The 26149-nt window shown below is 55.6% G+C and carries 22 protein-coding genes; all 22 read left to right on the plus strand.

What is annotated here, in order from left to right; translation table 11 throughout:
- The first annotated feature begins 113 nt into the window (after window positions 1-113).
- Window positions 114-3638, plus strand: a complete 3525-nt coding sequence (gene mfd / locus G5B47_RS24105) for a transcription-repair coupling factor (RefSeq protein WP_165103847.1) — start codon at window positions 114-116, stop codon at window positions 3636-3638.
- Complete coding sequence (locus tag G5B47_RS24110; RefSeq protein WP_165103848.1) at window positions 3625-4656, plus strand: peptidylprolyl isomerase; 1032 nt, start codon at window positions 3625-3627, stop codon at window positions 4654-4656. The genes mfd and G5B47_RS24110 overlap by 14 nt, the downstream gene beginning before the upstream one ends.
- 260 nt (window positions 4657-4916) lie before the next feature.
- The gene (gene spoVT / locus G5B47_RS24115; protein WP_165103850.1) at window positions 4917-5459 is read left to right on the plus strand and encodes a stage V sporulation protein T; all 543 of its coding nucleotides are present in this window, start codon (window positions 4917-4919) and stop codon (window positions 5457-5459) included.
- A gap of 131 nt (window positions 5460-5590) precedes the next feature.
- A complete protein-coding gene (locus G5B47_RS24120) occupies window positions 5591-7270 on the plus strand; it encodes a putative polysaccharide biosynthesis protein (protein WP_165103852.1) in 1680 nt (559 codons plus the stop codon).
- Between the two features lie 123 nt (window positions 7271-7393).
- Window positions 7394-8890: a bifunctional methyltransferase/pyrophosphohydrolase YabN gene (gene yabN / locus G5B47_RS24125; RefSeq protein WP_165103854.1), complete on the plus strand. Its 1497-nt coding sequence runs from the start codon at window positions 7394-7396 to the stop codon at window positions 8888-8890.
- Window positions 8891-9060: 170 nt separating this feature from the next.
- Entirely contained in the window at window positions 9061-9333 is a 273-nt protein-coding gene (locus G5B47_RS24130) for an HU family DNA-binding protein (protein ID WP_025332596.1), read from the plus strand.
- Window positions 9333-9611 (plus strand): RNA-binding S4 domain-containing protein, encoded by a 279-nt coding sequence (locus G5B47_RS24135; protein ID WP_025332597.1) that lies wholly within the window; start codon window positions 9333-9335, stop codon window positions 9609-9611. The genes G5B47_RS24130 and G5B47_RS24135 overlap by 1 nt, the downstream gene beginning before the upstream one ends.
- 226 nt (window positions 9612-9837) lie before the next feature.
- The gene (gene yabP / locus G5B47_RS24140) at window positions 9838-10122 is read left to right on the plus strand and encodes a sporulation protein YabP (RefSeq protein WP_025332598.1); all 285 of its coding nucleotides are present in this window, start codon (window positions 9838-9840) and stop codon (window positions 10120-10122) included.
- A complete protein-coding gene (gene yabQ, locus G5B47_RS24145; RefSeq protein WP_025332599.1) occupies window positions 10119-10682 on the plus strand; it encodes a spore cortex biosynthesis protein YabQ in 564 nt (187 codons plus the stop codon). The genes yabP and yabQ overlap by 4 nt, the downstream gene beginning before the upstream one ends.
- A 23-nt stretch (window positions 10683-10705) precedes the next feature.
- Entirely contained in the window at window positions 10706-11035 is a 330-nt protein-coding gene (locus tag G5B47_RS24150) for an FtsB family cell division protein (protein ID WP_165103856.1), read from the plus strand.
- A 131-nt stretch (window positions 11036-11166) separates the two neighbouring features.
- Window positions 11167-11655 carry a S1 domain-containing RNA-binding protein gene (locus G5B47_RS24155; RefSeq protein ID WP_025332601.1) on the plus strand — a complete coding sequence of 163 codons (489 nt, stop codon included), beginning with the start codon at window positions 11167-11169 and terminating at the stop codon, window positions 11653-11655.
- A 516-nt stretch (window positions 11656-12171) separates the two neighbouring features.
- Complete coding sequence (spoIIE, locus tag G5B47_RS24160) at window positions 12172-14679, plus strand: stage II sporulation protein E (protein ID WP_165103858.1); 2508 nt, start codon at window positions 12172-12174, stop codon at window positions 14677-14679.
- 115 nt (window positions 14680-14794) lie between these two features.
- Window positions 14795-15535 (plus strand): vWA domain-containing protein, encoded by a 741-nt coding sequence (locus tag G5B47_RS24165; RefSeq protein ID WP_165103860.1) that lies wholly within the window; start codon window positions 14795-14797, stop codon window positions 15533-15535.
- Window positions 15498-16460 (plus strand): serine/threonine protein kinase, encoded by a 963-nt coding sequence (locus tag G5B47_RS24170; RefSeq protein WP_235957318.1) that lies wholly within the window; start codon window positions 15498-15500, stop codon window positions 16458-16460. Before G5B47_RS24165 ends, G5B47_RS24170 begins: the two co-directional genes overlap by 38 nt.
- A 91-nt stretch (window positions 16461-16551) precedes the next feature.
- Window positions 16552-17976 carry a tRNA lysidine(34) synthetase TilS gene (gene tilS / locus G5B47_RS24175; RefSeq protein WP_165103862.1) on the plus strand — a complete coding sequence of 475 codons (1425 nt, stop codon included), beginning with the start codon at window positions 16552-16554 and terminating at the stop codon, window positions 17974-17976.
- 58 nt (window positions 17977-18034) lie between these two features.
- Window positions 18035-18574 carry a hypoxanthine phosphoribosyltransferase gene (gene hpt, locus G5B47_RS24180; RefSeq protein ID WP_165103865.1) on the plus strand — a complete coding sequence of 180 codons (540 nt, stop codon included), beginning with the start codon at window positions 18035-18037 and terminating at the stop codon, window positions 18572-18574.
- 110 nt (window positions 18575-18684) lie between these two features.
- Window positions 18685-20736, plus strand: coding sequence for an ATP-dependent zinc metalloprotease FtsH (gene ftsH, locus G5B47_RS24185; protein ID WP_165103867.1), 2052 nt, complete (start codon window positions 18685-18687; stop codon window positions 20734-20736).
- Between the two features lie 257 nt (window positions 20737-20993).
- Window positions 20994-21932, plus strand: coding sequence for a quinolinate synthase NadA (gene nadA, locus G5B47_RS24190; protein ID WP_025332608.1), 939 nt, complete (start codon window positions 20994-20996; stop codon window positions 21930-21932).
- A 40-nt stretch (window positions 21933-21972) separates the two neighbouring features.
- Window positions 21973-23589 carry an L-aspartate oxidase gene (gene nadB, locus G5B47_RS24195; RefSeq protein WP_165103869.1) on the plus strand — a complete coding sequence of 539 codons (1617 nt, stop codon included), beginning with the start codon at window positions 21973-21975 and terminating at the stop codon, window positions 23587-23589.
- Window positions 23579-24454 carry a carboxylating nicotinate-nucleotide diphosphorylase gene (gene nadC / locus G5B47_RS24200; RefSeq protein WP_165103872.1) on the plus strand — a complete coding sequence of 292 codons (876 nt, stop codon included), beginning with the start codon at window positions 23579-23581 and terminating at the stop codon, window positions 24452-24454. Before nadB ends, nadC begins: the two co-directional genes overlap by 11 nt.
- Window positions 24451-25218, plus strand: a complete 768-nt coding sequence (locus G5B47_RS24205) for a type III pantothenate kinase (protein WP_025332611.1) — start codon at window positions 24451-24453, stop codon at window positions 25216-25218. Before nadC ends, G5B47_RS24205 begins: the two co-directional genes overlap by 4 nt.
- 39 nt (window positions 25219-25257) lie before the next feature.
- Window positions 25258-26139 carry an Hsp33 family molecular chaperone HslO gene (hslO, locus tag G5B47_RS24210; protein ID WP_165103874.1) on the plus strand — a complete coding sequence of 294 codons (882 nt, stop codon included), beginning with the start codon at window positions 25258-25260 and terminating at the stop codon, window positions 26137-26139.
- Window positions 26140-26149: the final 10 nt, after the last annotated feature.

Genomic DNA, 26149 nt, shown 5'->3' on the forward strand with positions numbered 1-26149 from the left:
TTATAAGCTGAGGCTTATTTTAAAATATATATAACACTTAATAAGCTGTACGATTACCGTCAGTCTTATAGGAAATTCCGCTTAAGAGCGATTCAGTAAGTGAGGTGCGCCTTTTGTTAGAAGGTCTTATTGAGGCTTTTTCCAAAGATTCCGATTTTCAGTCGGTAACCCGAGGCGTCGCCGCCGGAATGAAAGAGCAGCTGATCTCGGGATTATCCGGTTCAGCCAGACAGATTATGCTGGCCGCGCTTCATCAGGAGACATCCCGCCCGTTATTGATTGTGACGCATAACATGTTTTCGGCGCAAAAAATTGCCGATGATTTACAGGAAGCGCTTTCTCCAGATCAGGTGCTGCTGTACCCGGCCAATGAGCTCGTTGCCGCCGAAACGGCGGTGTCCAGTCCTGAGGCAGTCGCTCAGCGAATCGAGGTGCTGAACAAGTGCTCGCAGGGCTTCCGCGGCATTGTGGTCGCGCCTTATTCGGGCGTTCGCCGGCTGCTTCCCGCCCCGCAGGCGATGGCGTCCGCGCAGATCACGATCTCGCAGGACGGGAGCATCCAGCTTGAGAGCTTTCTTACCGCGATGGTCGAAATGGGCTACGAGCGGGTGGAACGGGTGGAGAACCGCGGCGAAATGAGCGTTCGCGGCGGCATCCTTGATTTTTACCCGATGAATACCGAGCTGGCCTATCGTGTGGAGCTGTTCGACGATGAGGTCGATTCCATCCGCACCTTTGATCCGGCGGACCAGCGCTCGATCGACAAGGTCCGGAGCGTAACCATTACGCCCGCCAAAGAAATTATTGCTAGCCGGGAGCAGCTTATAGCAGCGGCCGACAAGGCGTCCGTCATGCTGGAGCGCCAGCTGGAGAAGACAACCGATCGTCAGGCAAAAATACGCCTGCGCGAGGAAATCGGACGCGAGCTTGAGCATTTGCGCGAAGGAACCTATTTTTCAGAAATTTATAAATATATTTCTCTGCTGTATCCGGAACGCTCGCATTTGTACGACTATATGGAACAGGACACTTTGCTCATTCTCGACGAGCCTGCCCGCTTGCTGGAAACGTCCAAGCAGCTGGAGCGCGACGAATCGGAGTGGAACCTGCATCTGCTGCAGAACGGAAAAACGCTGCCTGACCTGCATTTATCCGTGGACACTGATACAGTGATGTATCGCAGACCGTTTCAAAGTCTGTTCATATCGATCTTTCTGCGTCAGGTTCCGCATGTCCAGCCGCAGAATATTCTCGGCTTTATCAGCCGGGGGATGCAGGATTTCCACGGGCAGATGAACGTGCTGAAGTCGGAAATGGAACGCTGGCACAAGTCTGGCGTTAAAGTCGTTATGCTTGCCGGCAGCGATGAGCGCATCGAACGTATTCGCCGGGTGCTGCTCGATTACGGAATTGAAGAGCCGACCATTATCCGGGGGAATCTGGGGTCGGGCTTCGAGCTCCCCTCGATCCATCTGGCCGTAATCACCGAAGGGGAGATGTTCTCCCAGAAGCAGCGCAAAGCGCGTAAAGCATCCAAAAACATGGATAACGCGGAGCGCATCAAGAGCTATACCGAACTGAAGATCGGCGATTACGTCGTTCACCAGAATCACGGGATCGGCAAATATATGGGTATCGGCACACTGGAGGTCAGCGGGATTCACCGGGATTACATGCACATCATGTACGCCGGCGGAGACAAGCTGTCGGTGCCGATCGAACAGATTGACCTTATTCAGAAATATGTCGGCTCCGAGGACAAGGAACCGAAGATTTACAAGCTCGGAGGCAATGAATGGACCCGCGTCACGAATAAGGTCCGTTCCTCGGTGCAGGATATCGCGGACGATCTGATCAAGCTGTATGCGGAGCGCCAGAGCGCGCCGGGCTACGGCTTCGAGAAGGACACGCAGGAGCAGCGGGAGTTCGAGGAGATCTTCCCTTACGAGGAGACGCGGGATCAGATCCGGGCCATCGTAGAGATCAAGAAGGACATGGAGCAGAACCGCCCCATGGACCGGCTCCTGTGCGGCGATGTGGGCTACGGGAAGACCGAAGTGGCGATCCGGGCGGCCTTCAAGGCGGCGATCGAGGGCAAGCAGGTGGCAGTCCTTGTACCGACTACGATTCTCGCGCAGCAGCATTACGAGACGTTCCGGGAACGGTTCTCCTCGTATCCGATCAACATTCAGGTGCTCAGCCGGTTCCGCAGCCGCAAAGAGCAGAACGAGACGATCAAGGGAGTCCGGCAGGGAACGGTAGACATTGTCATCGGTACACACCGGCTGCTGTCGCAGGACCTTGTGTTCAAGGATTTGGGTCTGCTTATTGTCGATGAGGAGCAGCGTTTTGGCGTCACCCACAAGGAGAAGCTGAAGAAGCTGAAGACGAATGTGGACGTGCTCACCTTGACGGCAACGCCGATTCCCCGCACGCTGCATATGTCGATGCTGGGCGTCCGCGATCTGTCCGTTATCGAGACGCCGCCGGAGAACCGTTTTCCCGTGCAGACGTATGTCGTGGAATACAGCCAGACGCTTGTCCGCGAAGCGGTGGAGCGCGAGCTCGGACGGGGCGGACAGGTCTATTACCTGTTCAACCGCGTACAGGGCATTCAGGAAATGGCTTCGCAGATTCAAATGCTCGTTCCTGAAGCTCGGGTCGGCATCGGACACGGCCAGATGTCGGAGTCTGAACTTGAGAAGACGATTCTCGACTTCCTTGACGGCGAATACGACGTGCTCGTAAGCACGAGCATTATCGAGACCGGCGTCGATATTCCGAATGTCAATACGCTTATTGTGCATGACGCGGACAAAATGGGCCTGTCCCAGCTGTATCAGCTTCGCGGCCGGGTCGGACGGTCCAACCGGATCGCCTATGCCTATTTTACCTATCAGCGCGACAAGGTGCTGACCGAGGTAGCCGAGAAGCGGCTGCAATCGATCAAGGAGTTCACCGAGCTCGGTTCGGGATTCAAAATCGCCATGCGCGACCTGTCCATTCGCGGCGCAGGCAATCTGCTGGGCGCGGAGCAGCACGGCTTTATCGCCTCCGTGGGATTTGACCTGTATTCGCAAATGTTGGCGGAGGAAATCCGCAAACGCAAGGTCAGCGTCCTCGGGGAAGAAGATCAATCCCTCAAGGAAGGGAATACCGTTATTGATCTGGCAATAGACGCCTATCTGCCTTCCGAGTATATTTACGACAGTGTGCAAAAGATTGAAATCTATAAAAAGGTGGCGGCGGTCTCGACGTTCGAGGACGCGGCGGAGCTGGAAGACGAGCTGCTGGACCGGTTCGGCGAGCTTCCGGAGGCAGTCGTCAATCTTTTATCCGTGGCGCGGCTGAAAATTTACGGCAAATGGTACGGCATCGACTCCATGAACCGCCGCGGCGATGAAGTGCTGCTGAATTTTTACGAGGCTCGTATCGCCTTGATCGATACAGGCAAGCTTGCCAAGCTTGGCAATGGCTTTGAAAGACGTGTACAATTCGAAAAGGACGCCAAAGCGGCCATTCGCATAAAAACGAAAGGCCTGGACGATAAGGGACTGCTTGACCTGCTTGAGCGGTTCCTGGAAGAGATCAAACCGTCTTTTAAATTGAAGGGAGAACTACACAATGCGGTCAAGTAAATCATGGAAGGTGCTGCTCGTCTCGCTGGCGGCCGCCCTTTCGTTCTCCATGCTCTCGGCATGCAGCGACAATAATAAGAAAGATAAGGAAGACAACAGCACCGCTATTGTAACGTACAAGGGCGGCACGGTAACGCAGAAGGAATTTGACACCGATGTGAAGGTGATGAAATTCCTGTCGCCGGAGCAGGCGCAGTACCTGGAGCTGGACGCTTTCAAGGAAACGATTGTGAAACAGGCGGCCGCTTTTGAATATTTGGCCGGTCAGGCTTCGGACAAAGCGAAGAAAGAAGCGGAGAAGCAGGCGGACACGCAGCTGGCCACTTACAAGCAGGGACTTGGCGATACATATGCCAGCTCGCTGAAGGAGCAGGGCATAACGGAGGATGAAATCCGCAGCTATATGGTACGTGTGCTGACGGTATACCAGGATATGCTGCTTAAAGTGACGGATGACGAAGTGAAGAAGCAGTTCGAAGCGACGAAAGGCGACTTCACGGTCGCATCGCTGCGTCATGTGCTGATCGGCTTCACCGATGCGAACAAGAAGGAACGCAGCAAAGAAGACGCGCTGAAGCGGGCCAAGGAAGTGAAGGCGAAGCTGGACGGCGGAGCGGACTTTGCGGCTGTGGCGAAGGAGTATTCCGACGACACTGGCTCCAAGGATAAAGGCGGGCTGTATGCGGACACCGCGCTCGGAACGTATGTGGAGGAGTTCAAGAAGGCCGCGGAGACGCTGCCGCTGAACACCATCAGCGATCCGATCGAAACGACCTACGGCTACCACATCATGAAGGTGGAGTCGCGGACGGAGAAGACGTTCGACCAATTGACCGATGAGCAGAAAGAGTCGCTCAAGAGCGCGGTTGCCTCGGACAAGCTGCAGCAGTTCATGGAGAAGGATCTGAACGGCATTATTGAGAATATCAATTTGCCGAAGAGCAGCGCCTCTCCGGCTCCGGGCGCCGGGGCCTCGCCAAGCGCATCCGCGCCGGCGGCAACGCAAAGCGCGAAGTAAAACCAACAGGCCGGATATCCTAGTCGGATGACGGGATGACGGATTCAAGATACTGTCCTGACAGGGCAGTATCTTTTTTTTGTCGGATGGAGACAGTAAGTACAGCAAATCAATCGGATGCGAAGAGCGCACCATGTATAAGGAAATGGGAACAGATGAATACTATGGTCAGACAATCACGATAAATCGCTGGGATTATCCGATCCCTTCACAAGCAGTAGTTGGCAAATACTTCTTAAGAAAGCGGGGCAACATGTGAGATGAAAGCTACTGGCATTGTTAGACGTATCGACGACCTGGGACGGGTCGTCATTCCGAAAGAAATCAGACGGACGCTGCGCATTCGCGAGGGAGATCCGCTGGAGATTTTCGTCGATCGGGATGGCGAGGTCATTCTGAAAAAGTATTCGCCGATCGGCGAGCTGGGTGACTTTGCAAAAGAGTATGCGGAATCGCTGTATGAAAGCACGGGCCATATTACCCTCATTTCCGACCGCGATACCTTCATCGCATTGGCCGGGGGCTCCAAAAAGGATTATTTGGACAAGCAGGTCGGCGCTCTGCTGGAAAAATGCATGGATAGCCGCAAGACGGTGCTCGAAACGAACAGCGGCAATTACGAAATCACGAAGGATCATCAGGATGCGCTTTCATCCTATGTAGCTTCGCCCATTATTTCCGGGGGAGATCCCATTGGAGCCGTTGTGCTGATGAACAAGGACGAAGCGGTAAAAATGTCGCAGATGGAAATCAAAATGGCCGAAACAGCCGCCGGTTTTTTGGGCAAGCAGATGGAGCAGTAATATTCTTTCCCCTTATTCCCGCTTTTCATTTCGCTGCAGGCGAAAGACAAGAGCGGGATTTTGTTGTGCGGCGCCATGTTGAGGTATAATATAGAAATTCATTCTAATCCAACTGATGAAGCAGGTATCCCATGAAATCACAAGCGACGGGTTCGAAGCTGCTGCGGGGGGCTTTTATTTTAAGCGCCGCCGCCCTGCTCTCGAAGCTGATTGGAACGCTGCAAAAAATTCCGCTGCAAAACTTAGGCGGAGATGCGGTATTCGGCATTTATAATACGGTCTATCCGATCTACACGCTGCTTGTTACCGTAGCGATGCTGGGGCTGCCAGCCGCGGTGTCCAAGGCCGTGGCGGAGACGGTGGCCGGGGGAAGCCCGGGCGAGGGCCGGACGGTGCTGCTGCGGGCGGCGCTTGTCAGCGGCGCGGCGGGGCTGCTTCTGGCCGCCGGGACCTATGCGGGTGCGCCGCTGATCGCCGGCTTCATCGGCAGCGGCCATGTCGCCTGGGCGCTGCGGGCGGCGGCCTGGGGCCTTGCCATTGTGCCGGTAATGGCCACGTTCCGGGGGTATTTTCAAGGGCTGCATAACATGATGCCGACCGCGGTGTCGCAAATATTCGAGCAATCGGCCCGGGTTGCCGTGATGATCGCGCTGCTGCTTTTTCTAAGCAGCCGAGGGGCCGGTGCGGAGCTGATTGCGGCGGGTGCGCTGCTCGGGTCCGCCGGGGGCGGTATCGCAGGGCTTGCCGTCATGCTGCTGTACTGGCGGAACCACCGCAGGCTCAGGGAGGACGCGGCTGCGGAAATCTCTGCAGGGGCCGAAGCCGCGCCGCTAAGCCCCGAAGCGCCGCTTCATGCGCCTTCGCCTGCCATTCGCAGGACAAACGGGAGCAGCATACGGAAGCTGCTGGCTTACGGCTTGCCGGTCATGCTGGGGACGCTGGCCGCGCCGCTGATCAGCCTGGTGGACGTATTCACCATGCCCCGTCTGCTGGCTTCGGCTGGCGGCGAGGCGCAGGCGATGGTGCAGTTCGGCATTTATAACCGCGGCGTTCCGCTGGTGCAGCTCGTGACCATGCTGGCAGGTTCGCTCTCCGCCCTGTTCATTCCCGCCTTGGCCGAGTCCAAGTTTCGCGGGAATTTAAGCGAGGTGGAGAGCCGTTGCCGCCTGTCGCTGCGCTGGTTCTGGCTGCTCGGCCTCGCCGCCGCGGCGGGTCTTGCCGTGCTCGCCGTGCCGGTCAACATCGCCCTGTACGGCGACGCGTCAGGCAGCGGCACGATCCGCTGGCTCGCCTTCACCGCCGCCGGCGGCACGGTCAGCATCATCTCCGCCGCGCTGCTCCAGGGCCTGGGCTACGTCCGTGCCCCGGCGCTGCACTTCCTGGCCGCCGCTGCGCTGAAGGCGGCCCTCAACCTGCTGCTCGTCCCGCAGCAGGGCATTGCCGGCGCGGCGATTGCCGCCGTCGCCGCGCAGGGGCTCGCAGCCGCGCTGAACGTGCGGCTGCTCGTCAGGGCCGCCGGTCTGCGGCTTCGCCCCGCAGACTGGCTGGCGCGGCCCGCGGCGCTGCTCGCGGGCCTGGCGGCGGCGGCCGCAGCCGCAAGCTTCGGCTGCGGCGCCCTGCTGGACGCGGCCGGAATCGGCGGCCGCGTTCAGGCGCTGGCGCAGAGCCTGCTCGGCGTGGCCGCAGGCTGCCTCGTCTTTGCCGCGCTCGCCATGCGGCTGCGGCTGCTGGACGAGGACGAGCTGCGCCAGCTCCCCGGGCTCGGTCCGAAGCTCGCCCGGGTGATCCGGAAGCTGGGCCTGTTTCCGTAAGGCTATCCGGGCCTGAATCACTGAATGAAAACCTGCTCCTGCAGGTTTAAGATTATACATCCGCTGCTGGAGTGCTGCGAGAAAGCGCAAGCAAGAAGGCCGCGGCTTAAGGAGAGGAATGGCATGAGCGCAAAATTAACGGTCGTCGGACTAGGGTCCGGCAATCCGGACCGGCTGACGCTGGGCATAGTGAACAAGCTGCGGGCGGCTTCCAAAGTCTACGTCCGCACCAAGGAGCATCCCGCGCTAAAGGCGCTTGTGGAGCTGGGCGTCGAATTTCAGTCTTTCGACGGGCTGTACGAAGCCTATTCGTCTTTTCCCGAAGTCTACGAAGCGATTACCGTGAAGCTGATCGAAGAAGCGCGCTTAGATGACGCCGCTGCGGAAATCGTCTATGCCGTTCCCGGACATCCGATGGTGGCGGAATCCGCCGTGTCGAAGCTTCGCCTTCGCTGCGCGGACGAGGGGATCGATCTGACCATTCTTGGAGGCGAGAGCTTCCTCGATGAAGCGTTCGTGCGCCTGGGCTTTGACCCGATCGAAGGCTTTCAGCTGCTGGATGCTTCCGGCATCTCCCGCTCGCAGCTCCGGCCGGAGCTGCATACGCTGATCGGACAGGTGTATGACACCTTTACCGCCTCCGAGGCGAAGCTGTGCCTGATGGAGCTGTATCCGCCGGAATATGAGGTTGTGGTCGGCCATGCGCTTGGCGTGGAAGGGGAGGAGCGGATCGTCCGGGCACCGCTGTACGAACTGGACCGCCTGGAGGGATACGGCAATCTTTCGCTGATCTATATTCCGGCGGACCGCAGTGAAGACTTACGGAACCGCACCTTTGCCCGGCTCCATGAAATTGTCGGCATTTTGCGCAGTCCGGAGGGCTGTCCCTGGGACCGCGAGCAGACACATGATTCCCTCCGCAAAAATCTGATCGAGGAGACCTACGAGGTGCTCGAGACGATTGACGAGGATGATCCCGAGCATATGAAGGAAGAGCTGGGCGATCTGCTGCTGCAGATTATGCTGCATTCCCAGATGGAGGAAGAGGTTGGCACATTCAATGTGTTCGATGTGATTGAAGGGCTGAACGATAAGCTCGTCTTCCGCCATCCCCATGTCTTTGGCGACAAGGACGCCCAGGATGCGGAAGCGGCCCTGCAGAACTGGGAAGGCATGAAGGCTGAGGAAAAGCGGCGTAAAGGAATCAAACCGGAGGCCGATTCCGCGCTGAGCGGCGTTCCCCGGGATCTGCCGGCGCTCATGAAGGCGTACAAGCTGCAGAAGAAAGCGTCCAAGGTCGGCTTCGACTGGGACAATATCGGGGACGTGCTCGCCAAGATCGGCGAAGAGCTGGACGAGCTGAGGGAAGCGATCGATACCGGTGCCCCTTCGGAAGAGCAGATGTCGGAGCTTGGCGACCTTCTGTTCGCGGCGACCAACGCCGCCCGGTTTATCGGAGCCGACCCGGAGGAGGCGCTGACCCGCACCAACCGCAAATTTGTCGAACGGTTCCACTACATTGAGCGGCGTTTGAAGGACAAAGGAATCGCTCTTAAGGACAGCAGCCTGGAGGAAATGGAAGCCTTATGGCAGGAAGCCAAGGCCGAAGAGCGCGCTTAAGCGGCAGAGGGTGGAAACGCCAGATGTTTTTGTATAAATAGCGGCAGCGCGGCAGGGATTTGACAACCCATCCAGAATAGCATTAAGATGAAACGGCGGTTTTGCGGCAAATGCCGTCCGACAAGAACGCGTTTCATTATTTTTCTTATTTCCGGGAGGAACACTAAACCATGAACAAAACAGATTTGATCAACAACATCTCCGAGAAAAACGGATTGGCCAAAAAAGACGTAGAGCTTGTGCTGAGCGGACTTCTTGGCGAAATTACTGAGGCGCTGGCAAATGGCGACAAAGTTCAGCTGATCGGGTTCGGCACGTTTGAAACGCGCAAGCGCTCCGGACGCACCGGCCGCAATCCCCAAACGGGCACAACGATCGAAATTCCTGAATCAACCGTTCCGGCGTTCAAGGCCGGCAACAAGCTTAAAGAAGCTGTCAACTAATGCGTCTGGACAAGTATCTGAAAGTGTCCCGCCTGATCAAGCGCCGTACGGTGGCCAAGGATGTGTCCGAACAAGGCCGGGTGCTGATTAACGGGAAGGAGTCGAAGCCGAGCAGCACTGTGAAGATCGGCGACGAGATTACGGTTCAATTCGGTCAAAAGCTGGTAACGGTCCGCGTGGAGAAGCTGGTCGAAACGACTCGCAAAGACGAGGCGGCCGGCATGTACACGCTGCTGCGCGAAGAGCCGATTGCAAAGAGCAATGGTCTTGACTGGTAAGCGGCAAAAATGTTCTTTATTCAATCCAAGCGTTTCCCTGCGGCGTGCAGGGGAGCGCTTTTTTTGAAATCTAAGAATTTATGTTTCTTCTTGTCCAGGCTTGGGTCTGCCCGCCTTCCTGAAGTTCCCTGACTGGCCATGATCCGGAATCCGCCTTTGCCCCGGGTTGTTCTAAAGCGGCTCTCTCCGCCATAAATTAGGACTAGAAGGAGAGGGGGTACATGCCATGATCGAACCTGGAAGAACCGTCAAGCAGCATGATGTGCATATGCGAAGCCGCAAGGCAGTGGATTTAACGGGCGTGCAAAATGTGGAGAGCTTTGACAGCGGGGAGTTTCTGCTTCAGACGGAGCTTGGAACGCTCAGCATTCGCGGCAGCCATTTACATATCAAGAACCTCAGTCTGGAGAACGGGCTGCTGTCACTGGAAGGAAATGTCCATTCTTTGATTTACCTTGAACCGGGAGCGAAGGGTAAAAATAAAGGGCTGCTCGGCAAACTGTTCAAATGAATCCGGCCGTCCAGTGGATGACGCTGCTGTACATGATCGCCGCCGGGGCGTCGATGGGTGTGGCCTTCGACGGCTACCGGGTAGTGTCGCTGAGACTGCGGTTTCCCGGATGGCTGAACGCGGTGCTCGATCTTCTCTACTGGCTGGCATCGGCTCTTCTTGTGTTCAGGCTCCTGTACGCTGGAAATCAGGGGCAGCTGCGCTTCTACGCTTTTGTCGGATTATTTCTGGGCGTGTGGGCTTATTTTTTAATCTTCAGTGTCACGGTGCAGAAATTTGTGGTAATGTTAATTCAAACGGTGGCTTGGATATGGAAGCTGCTGACAAAGCTGCTGGGAATTCTGGTCGGCCTGCCGCTGCTGTGGCTGTGGAAGCTTACATGGGGACTGGTGCGGCTGATTGGCCGTATTCTGCTCTTTATGCTGAAGCTGCTGCTCCGGCTGACCAAGCCTTTATGGATTTTTCCCGTCAGATGGTTGTCTCCGGCTTATCGAAGGCTTCTGAGCAGCGCTCCGGTCGCCAAATTAACGGAATTTATTGCCGCAAAAAGAAAACGCTGACCTTGAAACGGGAGGACGCTTGCATGAACAGATATACTCCGGAACCGAAACAGCCTGGCGGGAGCGCATCCGCTGTGGGAGCCAAGAGACGCAGGCTGATCTGGATCGTTCTGATGGCGGTATTTTTTGGCTGGGCAGGATATATTTTTTTCGCTCAAAGCGCCCTGATTTCGGACAAGAAGCAGGAACTCGCACAGAAGCAGGAGAGCAGCAAGCAGGTCAACGACTCGCTGAGCCAGCTGAAATACGAGGTATCCCGTCTGAACGACAACGAGTATATCGGCCAACTGGCGCGCAAGTGGTTTAACATGTACCCCAAAGGCGAAGTTCCTATCCGGACCGAGCAACCCTGAGCAATAAGCCGGCAAAAAAGGGGCATTTCGCTCTGTTGCCTTGCTTTGCTCTTTCCTGTATAATCAAATCACCGCAGACTGGATTTTAATCGGGAAGTCTGTACATTCTTAAGGGAGGATCATTTTATTCTATGGCAATTGAAGTGGGCACCAAGTTAGAGGGCAAGGTGACAGGCATTACGCATTTTGGAGCGTTTGTAGATCTGTCAGGAGGTGTCACAGGTCTCGTTCACATCTCGGAAATCGCCGATAATTACGTCAAGGATGTCAACGATCATCTGAAGATTAATGATGTGGTAACGGTTAAGGTGATCAATGTCGACAAGGACGGCAAGATCGGACTTTCCATCAAGCAGGCAGTTGACAAGCCGGCATCGGAAGTTCGTCCGCCAAGAGCCCCAAGACCGGATCGTCCAAGCGGTGGAGACCGTTTCGGCGGCGGTGGTGGTGGCGGAGGCTACAATCGTGAACGGGGAGGGCGTCCATTCAAGCCTGCAGCCGGTAAACCTTCATTTGAGGATAAAATGTCACGCTTCCTTAAAGACAGTGAAGAACGCATGTCTTCTCTTAAGAAGAACACGGAAGGCAAACGCGGCGGCCGTGGAGCCAAACGCGTCTAACGTCATACTACAATTCAAACAAACCGCAGGGCCTCTGGCCGTTTGCGGTTTTTTTCTGTGTCCGCCCGGCCTGCAGCCGGCTTTTCCGCTTCCGGTTATTCCCGGGAATGAGGTTTTTCCCGATTTTTTTGAAAGCGTTCTCTATTTACCCCGATATGCCTATTATTTTGTCGCCCGATTGGAAATTTGCGACAGCATCCATGGGAATTCAGCTAAAGCTTGGAGCGTTTGCTGACGAATAGAAGTCTCCTAATTATGTAAAAAATTGGTCGTAAGCAAGCTGTAAAGACTGTCCCATAAGGGAAAAAAGCGGTTTTCGGGACGGCTGGAACACCGCCTAATTTTGTCGGAAATTTCTTCTGGACGACCGTCTTGTTCTGACAAACTTTCCAAGTTGGCCGCGCTTATAATGAGTACCACAAGAAGGGACGGCTTCGCTTCCTTGGGGCATTCGCTTTCGAGGCAACGGCACTGCGGGCCTTGTTCTTTAAATTTAAACGGGTGGTGTTCATCAATATGGGCAAAAGCAATGTGGTGAGTTTTCAGGAGTGGACAAGAGTGGAAGACGGCATGGAGGAAGAGAAAGCAGCATGGGGAGAGCGGTTCAAAGCATGGGGCAAGCGCCAGCGTATTCTTCGTATGCTGGACACGAGAAAATGGATGCTGCTGCTCGGCTTCATGGGATTTCTGCTTGGACGAGCCATGATCCTGAACGAGTTGTCCCCGTTTGCCGCAGCCTTTTTCGCCATCATTGTTTTTATGCGCAAAGATTGCACGATTCCGGTCGGAGCCGCGATTCTTGCAGGCAGCTTGTATACTCCGTTTCCCGGCATATTCACGATAGCGGCCGAGCTTATCGTATTTATTCTTCTCTATAAAGGGATGGAGGCCTTCCAGCGAATCGATCTGGCCTACGCGCCGGTGATGGTCTTTGTCTCGTCCTTTATGGTCGGGCTGTTCCAGACGATTATCGGTCCCACGCTCTCCTGGTATCCGCTGATGATGACCACGCTCAACGCTCTGCTTGCTTTTGTGCTGACGCTTGTCTTCCTGCAAGCGCTGCCGGTGCTGACCTATAGACAAAAAAGCCGCGTGCTGCGAAATGAGGAAATCCTATGCCTGATTATTATGCTGGCCTCCATTATGACCGGCCTCGTGGGCTGGAAAATAGGCGGATTATCGCTGGAGCATATCCTGTCGCGCTACCTGATTCTGATGTTCGCCATGGCCGGAGGGGCCCCGCTCGGGGCGGCGGTCGGTGTCGTGACGGGCCTGATCCTCAGCCTGGCCGATATCGGGGCGATCTACCAGATGAGCCTGCTCGCGTTCTCGGGCATGCTGGCGGGTATGCTTCAGGGCGGCCGAAAAGGCGCGGTCGCTTTGGGGATGCTGCTTGGTTCCAGCATTCTGTCCGTCTATTTCAGCGGGCCGGGTGATATGATGAACTCCACCTGGGAGACCTGCGCGGCGATACTGCTCTTTCTCGCCACCCCCCGGGCCATCATTAAGGCCATTGCCAAATATGTGCCTGGCACGAGCGATCACAGCCGCTCTCAACATGAATATGCGCGGCGGGTTCGCGATATTACCGCGGAGCGGGTGACCCAGTTCTCCCAGGTGTTCCGGCAGCTCTCCACCAGCTTCGGCCAGATTCCGTCCGCCGGCGAAGCGGGCAAAACGACCCGGGAGTTGGAGCATTTCATGAATGCGGTCACGGAAGAGACCTGCTCCAGCTGCATCCGCCGCTCGCACTGCTGGGATTCGAAGTTCTATCAGACGTATAAGTATATGACTGATATGATGACCGCGGTCGAAGAGAATCCGGAAATTTCAGCGGCACGGCTGCCCGCGGAATGGGCGCGGATCTGCGGCAAGACGGACGAAGTTCTGGAGGTGATGCGGAGCCAATATTATCTGTACGAGCATGATATGCGTTGGAAGAGACAAATATACGACAGCCGCAAATTTGTGGCCGAGCAGCTCTCCGGTGTATCGCAGGTGATGGATGATCTGGCAAGGGAAATCAAACGCGAGGGGCAGGCGCTCTACCGGCAGGAAGCGCAAATCCGTCAAGCGCTGGAGAAGCTGGGCCTGTCCATCCACAGCATTGATATTGTCAGCCTCGATCCCGGGCGCGTGGAAATTGAGGTCGTTCACGCCTACAACCGGGGCTTCGACGAATCGCGCAAAATGATCGCCCCGCTGCTGTCCGATATATTGGAGGAAAATATCTCGGTGAAGAGCGAAACGGCGATGAACAGCCGCGACGGCCTGTCGACCGTTACCTTTGGCTCGGCCAAAGCGTTTGAGGTTAGCACCGGCGTAGCCGGGGCCGCCAAGGGCGGGGACATGCTGTCCGGAGACAGCTTCAGCACGGCCGAACTCGGCAACGGGACATTCGCGGTGTCTGTCAGCGACGGCATGGGCAACGGGGAGCGGGCCCGGATGGAGAGCAGCGCGGCGCTCGGCATGCTGGAGAAGCTGCTGCAGTCCGGCATGGACGAGAAGCTGGCGGTGAAGTCGGTGAATTCAATTCTGCTGCTGCGTTCGCCGGAGGATTTTTACGCCACCGTGGACATGGCGCTGATCGACCAGTATTCCGCGCAGACGACCTTTATGAAGATTGCCTCGGCACCCAGCTTCATTAAGCGGGGAAGCGAAGTCATTCCGATTACGGCAAGCAATCTTCCGATCGGCATCATTCAGGATATCGAGGTCGATTTCGTGACAATGCAGCTGCGGGCGGGCGATATTCTGATCATGATGACCGACGGCATTTACGATGCTCCCGGCTACGCTGTTAATAAGGAGGCATGGATGAAGCGGATGATCCAGGAGCTGGAGAGCAGCGATCCTCAGGAAATCGCCGATACTCTGCTGGAGAAGGTCATCCGTTATCAGGGCAATACGATTCATGACGATATGACGATTGTGGTCAGCCGCATCGAGCACTACCAGCCGGAATGGTCAACCCTGCATATACCGGGACTCTCCCGGATGGAGCGGCCGCGTACTGTGAGCTGACCAGCATTTTGCATTAACCGCTTGTTCCTCCCGCTTTCCGCCGCGTTTGGAATCTCTCAATCCCGGGCATACTAGAGAAGAGAGATTTCATTTATAAAGCGGGAGGAATACGGACATGAAGCAAATATTGCTTATAACCGACGGATGCTCGAATGTAGGGGAAAGTCCGGTGATGGCGGCGGCGCACGCTCTTCAGGACGGGATAACGGTCAATGTGATCGGGGTTATCGACTATGGGACGATCGGCGAACTGGGCGGCCGGGAGATTGAAGAGATCGCCAAAGCGGGCGGCGGACTCAGCCGGATTGTGGGGACCCCCCAGCTGGCACAGACGATGCAGATGATGACCCGCAAGACGGTGGTTCAGACGATTCAGCAGGCGGTTAATAAGGAGGTGAAAAAAATTCTGGGCGACGGCTCCCTGGAGGATTTACCTCCGGCCAAACGTTCCCAGGTAGTAACGGTAGTCGACGATCTCAGCGAGAAGGCGGCGCTGCGGCTTGCGCTCCTGATCGATGCCAGCGCCAGCATGAAACCGAAGCTCGCGGCGGTGGAGGACGCGATCCGCGATCTGGCGCTCAGCCTCGAAGCCAGGGAGGGCATCAGCGAAATTTCCGTGTTCCATTTTCCGGGCTCAACAGGTGAACCAGCCGTGCTCGATATGGACTGGAGTATGAATGTATCGGATATCCGTACGCTATTTGGCCGAATCCGAATGAAGGGGGCGACGCCGACGGGACCGGCGATTTTCAAGGTGCTTGAACATTTCCGGTATGGTACACTAAATGAACATCAAGGCCGCATGGCGGCACACTTGGATGAAGAAGAAGGGATGCCTGGTGGATATGTTGTCTAATCCGCCCCGTTCTTCCGGGGATGTCATTGTCGGCAAGTGGAGGGGGAACCGCTATGTCGTGGAACGGCTGCTCGGACAAGGCGCGAACGGTACGGTATATCTGGTGAGCCGGGAGGGTAGACGGGAGAAGTACGCGGTCAAAATCGGATACGATGCGCTCGATCTCCAGTCGGAGATCAACGTGCTGACCTCGCTTCAATCCTGCCGCGCGCGGCAGGATCGGCGGGACAGAAAGGCATCTCCGCTCGCTTCCTATTTTCTGGAATCGGACGATGCCGCCGAAGGGGGATTTCCTTTTTACGTTATGCGCTATGTGCAAGGTATGCCGCTGCATTATTTTCTGTCCAGGAAAGGCTCCTCCTGGCTTGGCCTGATCGGACTGAAGCTGCTCGAGAGACTGCGGGGACTGCATGAGTGCGGGTTCATCTTCGGCGATCTGAAGCCGGAAAATGTTGTGGTGTCGGAGTACGGCGAAGCCGAGCTGATCGATTTCGGAGGAGCGGGTCCCATCGGCCGCAGCGTGAAGCAGTTCACGGAGTGGCATGACCGCGGCTTCTGGAATGCCGGCAGCCGGATCGGGGACGAAGGCTATGATTTGTTCGCCTTCGCGGTGCTCTGTCTGCGCCTTCTCGACGAGAACGGGATGAAACAGGCGGTTCGGCAGCTCCCGCAGACCCGAAGCGCCGAAGATCTGGTTAAGCTTACGAATAAGCTCTCCGACAAAAAGCTGGCCTCCTGGCTCAGGACGGCGCTGAAAGGCGGATTTTCCTCGTCGAAGCAAGCCAAGGACATGTGGAGAAGCCATGTGTACGAATCCCGGACGGTCAAGCATGAGCCGATGGCGACCCCGCGCTGGCTGACGGGCGCCTTTGCACTGTCGCTGTGTCTGCTGGCTTTTACCGTTTACTGGATTTATCGTTTTTAATATTCTATATTATACATACGGTAGGCATGCCGATTCATGCCGTTATCAAGCCGCGGGCTACTCTGCGGCCGGGCAGGGAAGGAAGCCGGCTATGGCCATATGGAATGAACTGTTGGAGTCGGTGATGGACGCTGCAGCCGAGCACGGGCTGTGGGAGCCTGGAGACGTCATTGTAGTCGCAGTGTCCGGAGGGCCGGATTCTGTGGCTCTTTTGCATGTATTGCATGAAATATCCGTAAGCCGGATGCCGCTCACTCTGATTTGCGCACATGTTAACCACGGGTTCCGCGCGGAGTCGGCAGAGGAGGCTGAGCTGGTGCGAAGTATCGCCGAAGGGCTTGGAATCCCCTTTGAACTCGCCGAGCTTAATATTCCTTCTTTTATGAAGGAAAGCGGCCTCGGGCCGCAGGAAGCGGCAAGGGAGAAGCGTTATGAGTTCCTGCTTAATACGGCAAAGCGCAGGGGAGCGCGTTCCATTGCTCTCGCCCATCATGAAGACGACCAGGCCGAGACGGTGCTGATGCGGCTGCTGCGCGGAAGCGGGCTGTCGGGGCTTGCGGGCATGCGGTTCAAGAGAACCGAAAAAAACGTGGAACTTATCCGTCCTTTTCTTCGTATTAACAAAGCGGCGATCCTGGAGATGTGCCGGCAGCGGGGCTACCTCTATGCGGAAGATCCCAGCAATGAACAGACGAAGTACACGCGCAATGCGGTCAGGCTGGAGGTGCTTCCTTTTCTAACCCGCTACAATCCGCAGCTGGGCCGATCGCTTACGCAGCTGGCGGAAATCGCCGGCGCCGAGGACGATTTTATGGAAGCGGCGGCCGCCGGATGCTTTGCCGGGAACGTTCGTCAGGAACAGGGCAAATGCACCCTGGACAGAGCCGATTTTGCCGCTCTACCCTCCGCTTTACAACGGCGTTTGATTAAACTAATATTAAATTATCTGTCGGCGGATACGCCGGAAATCGATTTTCCTAAGGTTGAATCCGTGAGGCGGGGAATACTGCAACATATGCCCACCGTCTGGAGTCTCGATTTGGGCCGCGGCTTAACCTGTATGCGGCAGTATAACATCATTTATTTCTTATCCGCTCCTTTGGATCATCAGGCAAGCTACGTGTATCGCGTGTCTTCGCTGCAGCCCCGGATTGAACTGGGTGAGATCGGCAAGGCAATTACGATGACGCTGGCACAGAGAGAGAATGAGGCGGTCCCGAGGGGAGAGGGCGGAAATCTGTCCGCCCGGTTCGACTATAAAGAGTTGGTCTTCCCGCTGACGATCCGTTCCAGATTGCCTGGAGATACCATAAAGGTCTTGGGATTAAACGGAAGCAAAAAGGTAAAAGATATTTACATTGATGACAAAATACCTTCTACCGAGCGATCACGCATTCCCCTTGTGTGTGACGGACTTGGCAATATCGTCTGGATTCCGGGCGTTCGCCGCTCTGTCCACGCCGCCGTCGGGGATGACACGGATTCGGTTCTGCTGCTGTCGATTGAAGACCTGTAGAGGATAACCGTAATGGCCGCAGACAGTTTTTCATAGTATAACTTAGGAGGTTCGCAGGTTGCAGAACGATATTCAGGAAATTTTGATCAGCGAAGATGAAATTCAAGACAGAATCAAAGAGCTTGGTGCCCAGCTGAGCGATGTATATGAGGGACGCACTCCTTTGGTCATTTGCGTGCTGAAAGGCGCGTTTATTTTTATGGCCGATTTGGTCAAAGCCATTTCAGTGCCGGTCGAGATGGACTTTATGGCCGTATCCAGCTACGGAGCGACAACCAAATCTTCAGGTGTGGTGAAGATCATCAAGGATTTGGACGTTCCGGTCGATGGCCGCGATGTGCTGATTGTCGAGGATATTATCGACAGCGGGCTTACGCTGAGCTATCTGATTGAGCTGCTCCGCAACCGCAACGCCGCTTCGATTTCCGTCGTGACCTTGTTTGATAAGCCGGCGGGACGTACCGTAAGCCTTGAGGCCGATTACACCGGTTTCGTCATCCCTGACGAGTTCATTGTGGGATACGGACTGGACTATGCCGAAAAGTATCGGAATCTCCCTTATATCGGGGTATTGAAGCCGGAGATTTACTCTAAATAAAACCATTGATCGCCTTGGTCTCCCGGATCATTTACCTAAAGCCGTCTCTATTTGAGGCGCTCCGATAGGCTATGGTACAATAACTTAAGTGTTGCGAGAGGAGGTAGGGGATGAATCGGTTCATCCGGAATTCTGGTTTTTATTTGATTTTATTTCTAGTCGTGGTGGGCATCGTTCAATTCGTCAGCAATGGAAATGAAGCCGCCGATTTCCCTAGATATGACCAGCTACGGCAGGAGCTTAAGAGTAACAATGTGAAGGATTTGACGGTTCAGTTCGAGGGCAACGCCTTTTTGGTAACCGGCGCTTACAAACAGAAGCCGGCCTGGGCTAAATCGGAAAGCTTCTCCACATATATTCCTCCTACGGACGCGGCCATTAATGAATTGGCTGATGCCAGTCAGAATAACGACATTCCATTCACCCAGAAGAAAATGGAGGGTGACAGCATCTGGCTGACCTTCCTTTCCTCGATCATACCGCTCGTCATTATGTTCATCCTGTTCTTCTTCCTGTTCAATCAGGCGCAGGGCGGCGGCGGCAAGGTGATGAATTTCGGCAAGAGCAAAGCCCGTCTTTACAATGAAGAGAAGAAGAGGGTCACATTTGAAGATGTTGCCGGAGCCGACGAAGAGAAGCAAGAGCTTGTCGAAGTCGTGGAGTTCCTGAAAGACCCCCGCAAATTCGCCGCCGTTGGCGCGCGTATTCCTAAAGGGGTGCTGCTTGTAGGTCCTCCGGGTACCGGTAAAACCTTGCTTGCCCGCGCTGTGGCCGGGGAAGCAGGCGTTCCGTTCTTCAGCATCTCCGGTTCCGACTTCGTTGAAATGTTCGTCGGCGTCGGCGCTTCGCGGGTACGCGACCTGTTCGAGAACGCGAAGAAGAACGCGCCATGTATCATATTCATAGACGAAATCGACGCCGTAGGCCGCCAGCGCGGCGCCGGACTTGGCGGTGGGCATGACGAGCGCGAACAGACGCTCAACCAATTGCTCGTTGAGATGGACGGTTTCGGCGGAAATGAAGGCATTATCATCGTCGCGGCTACCAACCGCGCTGACATCCTCGACCCCGCGCTGCTTCGTCCGGGACGCTTTGACCGTCAGATTACGGTCGACCGCCCTGACGTGAAAGGCCGCGAGGCCGTGCTGAAAGTCCATTCCCGCAACAAGCCGCTGACCAAGGACGTGAAGCTTGACGTGATCGCCAAGCGCACAACCGGCTTCACCGGCGCGGATCTGGAGAATCTGCTGAACGAAGCGGCGCTGCTCGCCGCCCGCCGCAACCGCAAGGATATCTCCATGCGGGAAGTGGATGAGGCTATCGACCGCGTCATCGTCGGCACCGAGAAGCGCAGCCGCGTAATCAGCGACCGCGAGAAACGGATCGTCGCATACCACGAAGCCGGCCATACGATCGCCGGATACTTCCTGGAACACGCCGATATGGTCCACAAGGTGACGATCATCCCGCGCGGACGCGCAGGCGGATATGTCATCATGCTTCCGAAGGAAGACCGTATGCTGGTCACGAAGCAGGAGCTGCTGGATAAGGTAACCGGATTGCTCGGCGGCCGGGTAGCCGAGGAAATGTTCATCGGCGAGATCGGCACAGGCGCTTACAGCGACTTCCAGCAAGCGACGCGCATCGTGCGCAGCATGATTATGGAATACGGCATGAGCGAGAAGCTCGGACCGATGCAGTTTGGCACTTCCCAAGGACAGGTGTTCCTGGGCCGGGATATCGGACACGAGCAGAATTACAGTGATTCGATCGCTTACGAGATCGATCAGGAAATGCAGCGGTTCATCAATGAATGCTATGAACGATGCAGAGAGCTGCTGAAGAAGCACTCGAAGGAGATGCATCTCATCGCGGGCACGCTGCTGGAGAAAGAGACGCTCGAGCTTGAACAGATCAAAGAGCTGATCGAGCAGGGCTATCTGACCGAAGACGGCAAGCCGGTTGACGGCCAAAGTCTTGCGAATGAAGGCGCGGAGCCGGTTATTGATACGATCGGCGATGTAAAAGTCCGCATTCAGGGCAAGACAGATGAGCCTAATGCTACGCTTGGCGAATCGCCGAAGGACATTCCGAACAATCCGCAGCAAGGCGGAGAGGATGGAAATAACGACGGCAAGGGCGGCGGAGCAAGCCTGAGCTAATCGAAATTAGGTTTGCTGGCAAAGACACAACCGGATCCGGAGAACGAAGCCGTTCTCCGGATTTTTTTTCCCTAAATTCGCCGCTATTGTAGAGTGTATCCACTGGATTGACAGGGCGTAGAACGTTGTGTACATTAGTGATAAATATTACGAACTTTGTATCGTTTACAAAATGCCGATTTATTTTTAACATTCGGGTTGTATGCAGATTGAATATGCCGGCGAAAGAGCCGTCAACATAAGGGGGAAATTGTACCGTGGAAGCTCTGGCGCTGGAGCGCAAGCAAGAACAAAACCGTGAACTGCGTGAACGTCTTGAACAGCTTAAGAAAGAACGGAATGCTATCATCTTGGCTCACTATTACCAGCGCGATGAAATCCAGGAGGTTGCTGATTTTCGGGGCGACTCTTTTTTGCTGGCCCAAAAGGCGGCGGCAACGGATGCGGAAGTCATTGTGTTCTGCGGCGTTCACTTTATGGGCGAAAGCGCCAAAATTTTGGCACCTGACAAGACGGTCCTTATTCCCGACGAACGCGCCGGCTGTCCTATGGCCGATATGGTCAATGTGGACGGTCTTCGCAAGCTGAAGGCGAAGCATCCGAACGCCAAAGTGGTCACCTATATCAACTCTTCTGCCGAAATCAAAGCGGAGACGGATATTTGCTGTACTTCGGCCAATGCCGTTCGGGTGATCGAGTCGCTGGATGCGGAAGAAATCATCTGGGTTCCGGATAAAAATCTGGGCCACTACGTTCAGGAGAAAACGGGCAAGAAGCTGATCATTTGGGAAGGCTACTGCAACACCCATGACATGCTTACAGTCAAGGATGTCGTGGAAATGAAGGCCAAGTATCCGAATGCCGAGTTCGTTGTTCACCCCGAGTGCCGGCCGGAAGTTGTCGCGATGGGCGACTTTGTCGGCAGCACTACGGCTATTATCGATTATTGTAAGAAATCGGATGTTCAGGAATTTATCGTGGGAACCGAGGACGGCACAGGCTACCAGCTGCGCAAGGACAGTCCCGATAAAAGCTTCCATTTTGCTTCCAAATTCCTGGTCTGTCCCAACATGAAAGTCAACAATCTCAAAAAATTGGTGAAATGCCTGGAGACGATGAAGCCGCAGATCTATGTGCCGCCAACAGTCGCAGACAAAGCCAGAAAATCCCTAGAGCGCATGCTACAAGTCCGGTAGCATGCGCTACTCTTTCATTGAAACAGGTGAATAAGCGGTCATGATTCCACAATATTTGGTTGATTTTGACCTGCGGGAGCTTCCAACCGTAGAAACGGATTGCATCGTCATCGGCTCCGGCATTGCCGGGCTGTTCACAGCGATCAAGGCCAGTGAGGATCGCCGGGTCATTTTGATTACGAAGAAGTCGCTGATGGATAGCAACACGCGTTACGCTCAAGGCGGGATCGCCGCTGTAATCGCGGAGGACGATTCGCCGCTGTACCATCGGCAGGACACTTTGATGGCCGGCGCCGGGATCTGCTCCTCGTCTTCCGTTGATGTGCTGGTCAATGAAGGGCCGGAAGGTGTGCGCGAATTGATACGGCTGGGAACGTTGTTTGATCAGGAGGACGGCGTACTTGCGCTGACGCAGGAAGGGGCGCATAGTCATCGCCGGATCCTGCATGCCAATGGAGACGCAACCGGCTATGAAATCGTACGCGCGTTGGCGAAGCAGGTATTGGAACACCATAATATTGAGGTGTGGGACGACCATTTTGTGATCGATCTGATTACGGATGACGGTGAGTGCGTGGGAGCGCTTGTGCAAAAACCGCACGGAGAGCGTCTGTTCCTGAAAGGGGATGCGACGATTCTCTGCTCCGGCGGAGCGGGCCAGTTGTACCGCTATACGACGAACCCCGAGGTGGCGACAGGCGACGGAGTGGCGATCGCTTACCGGGCGGGCGCCCATATCCGCGATATGGAATTTATTCAGTTCCACCCGACGGCCCTCAGCTATCCCGGTGCGCCCCGGTTTCTGATATCGGAGGCGGTTCGGGGCGAAGGGGCGGTGCTGCGAAATATCAAAGGTGAGCGCTTCATGGAGAAATACCATGAGCTGCTTGAGCTTGCGCCCCGCGATGTCGTTGCCCGGGCAATTGTCAGCGAGATGGAAGAAACGAAATCGACCTTTGTCTACCTGGATATTACCCATGAATCCGCGGATATGGTGAAGCACCGGTTTCCGACGATATACAAGACCTGCATCGGCTACGGTTTGGACATAACAAGCGACTGGATTCCGGTCGCACCGGCAGCGCATTATATGATGGGGGGCATCAAGACCGATCTGAACGGGGAGAGCAGCATTCCAAGGCTTTTTGCCTGCGGCGAGGTATCATCCACCGGTGTGCACGGCGCTAACCGGCTGGCCAGCAACTCCCTGTCGGAGGCCATCGTCTTCGGCGGGCGCATTGTCGAGCGGGTCCGCAGCCTGCCGAAGCTGAAGAAGACCGATATATCCGCCGGCTGCGATCTGGGCCGTCAGGAGCACCCGACGCAGGCCATGGTGGAACGGCGCCTGAAGCTGCAGAAGATCATGGTCCGCTATGTGGGACTGCGGCGGAATGAAGAAATGCTGGTCAAAGGACTTGAAGAGCTGAACCGTCAGCTGCCGATTTTTGGGGGAGCGCTGACCAAACGTGAAGATTATGAATTCGCAAACATGCTGATCTGCAGCCTGCTCGTGACGGAATCGGCGCTGGCGCGCGAGGAGAGCAGGGGAGCTCATTACCGCGAGGATTTTCCGCAGCGTGATGATGAGCATTGGCGCAAGCATTTGCTCCAGATTCGCGAACTGGGGATAGTAGAGGAGACAAGCGATGATGTTTAACGGTTACAATGAACAACTGGTGCAATCGATCAAGAATTGGCTAAAGGAAGATGTCGGCTCCGGAGATGTAACGACGCTGACAACGATTGCGCCCGGACATCAGTCCAAAGGGATCATTCATGCAAAAGAGGAAGGCGTGGTGTGCGGCATTCCCGTCGCGGAGCTGGTGTTCGAGGTGGTCGACCCGAGCCTGTCCTTCACCGCACTGGTGAAGGAAGGAGAACGGGTAGCCAAAGGGACCGTGCTCGCGGAGGTGGAGGGCAGTACTCACGCCATTTTGACCGGGGAGCGGCTCGCTCTGAACTTAATGCAGCGCCTCTCGGGCGTGGCCACGCGGACGGCAACGTTCGTGCAGGCGCTTGAAGGGCTGCCGGCGAAGCTGGTCGACACGCGCAAGACCACGCCGGGTCACCGGATACTGGAGAAATATGCCGTGCGCATTGGCGGCGGCGCCAATCACCGGTTCGGCTTATACGATGCCGTGATGATCAAAGATAATCATATCAAAGGGGCCGGCGGCATCAAGCAGGCCGTCAGCAGAGCCCGGGCCAATATTCCCCATACGATGACGATTGAAGTTGAGGCGGAAAGCCTGGAACAGGTGGAGGAGGCGTTGGCCGCAGGCGCGGATATTATTATGCTCGATAACATGTCCCTTGAATTAATGACGGAGGCGGTGCGCAGAATTAAGACGAGGGCGCCACATGTCAAGACGGAGGCCTCGGGCAATGTGTCGCTTGAAACGGTGCGCGGCATCGCCAATACCGGTGTGGATGTGATTTCTGTCGGCAGGCTTACCTATTCTTTTTCGAGCTTGGATATCAGTCTGGATCTGAATGCGAAGAAGGAGGGCGGCTTGTCATGATGCTGGCCGTGGATATCGGCAATACGAATATTGTGCTTGGGGTTTACCGCCAGCGGGAGCTTCTGCACCATTTTCGTCTCAGTACAGCGCGTCAAGCGACTGCAGATGAATACGGAATTATGATTTACAATTTGTTCAACATGTCGGGTCTTTCCGTCAAAAATGTGGAGGGAGTCATCATTTCTTCCGTCGTCCCTCCGCTGGTGCATGTGATCGTGGAGATGTGCTTGAAATATATCGGCAAAGAGCCGCTGGTCGTGGGGCCCGGTATCAAGACCGGGCTCAATCTGCGTTATGAGAACCCGCGCGAAGTCGGCGCGGACCGGATTGTTAACGCGGTAGCGGCTATTGAGCGCTATCAGTGCCCGCTGGTCGTCGTCGATTTCGGGACTGCCACGACATTCGACTGTATCGACGGCAGCGCCAATTATCTGGGAGGCGCCATTGTTCCGGGCATCGGCATCTCTACCGAGGCCTTATATCAGCGGGCTTCCAAGCTGCCGAGAATCGAGCTCGAGAAGCCCAAGAAAGTCATCGGCCGAAATACCGTGCATGCGATGCAGGCGGGGATTATTTTTGGCTATGCCGGGCAGGTTGAAGGGATTGTAAGGCGGATCAAGGACGAGATGAACGCTCCGGAGCTGAAGGTCATCGCCACAGGCGGACTGGCGCCGCTGATTGCCGGCGAGACGGATTGCATTGACGAGGTTAACCCGATGCTTACGCTGGAAGGACTGCGCATTATTTACTCGCGAAATAAATAATCCCGATTCTTAAGTCGAGGACAGGAGGGCTAGGAACCCATGCAAAATAAAAAAGACCGGTTGGTTCGGGGGACGGCACTGGACGGTAGAGTGCGGGCTTTTGCGGTTCGTACGACAGAACTTACAACCGAGCTGCAGCGCAGGCATGATACGTATCCGACGGCTACGGCTGCTCTTGGACGAACGGTTACCGCAGCGGCCATGATGGGCGCCATGCTCAAGGGTAGGGAAATGATCAATATCCAGGTCAAAGGAAACGGCCCCATCGGGCAAATTGTCGCAGAGGCGAATGCGCAAGGGGAAGTACGAGGCTACGTCCAAAATCCGCATGTCCATCTGCCGAGCAACAGTCTGGGCAAGCTGGACGTGGCGGGGGCGGTCGGAACCGAGGGCTTTATCCATGTGATCAAGGATCTTGGCCTCAAGGAGCCTTACCGCGGAAGTGTGCCGATCGTTTCCGGCGAGCTTGGCGAAGATTTCACGTATTATTTTGCTGTGTCGGAGCAGACCAATTCCGCCGTCGGGCTCGGTGTACTGGTTGACACGGATAACAGCGTTAAGGTGGCGGGCGGTTTTATCATTCAGCTGCTGCCGGGCCTGAGCGATGAGGAAATTACGGAAATTGAAAAAAACCTGAGCTCGACCCCTTCGGTTACAGCCCTGCTGGATCAAGGGATGGAGCCGGAGGAAATGCTCCGCCAAATTTTGCCGGACACGGAAGTGCTGGACGAAATGGCGATCACGTTTAAGTGTCATTGCTCCCGCGAACGGGTCGAGCAGACGCTGGTAAGCCTTGGGAGACATGAGCTTGAACAGATCATCGAGGAAGACGGCAAGGCCGAAGTGGTATGCCACTTCTGTAATGAAGCTTATTCTTTTGACAAGAACGAGCTGTTGGAAATTCTCAATCAAGCGAAATAGGATCGTGTGG

Origin of the sequence: Paenibacillus apii (assembly GCF_011043685.1) — a bacterium.
GTDB classification, from domain to species: Bacteria; Bacillota; Bacilli; order Paenibacillales; family Paenibacillaceae; genus Paenibacillus_AQ; species Paenibacillus_AQ sabinae.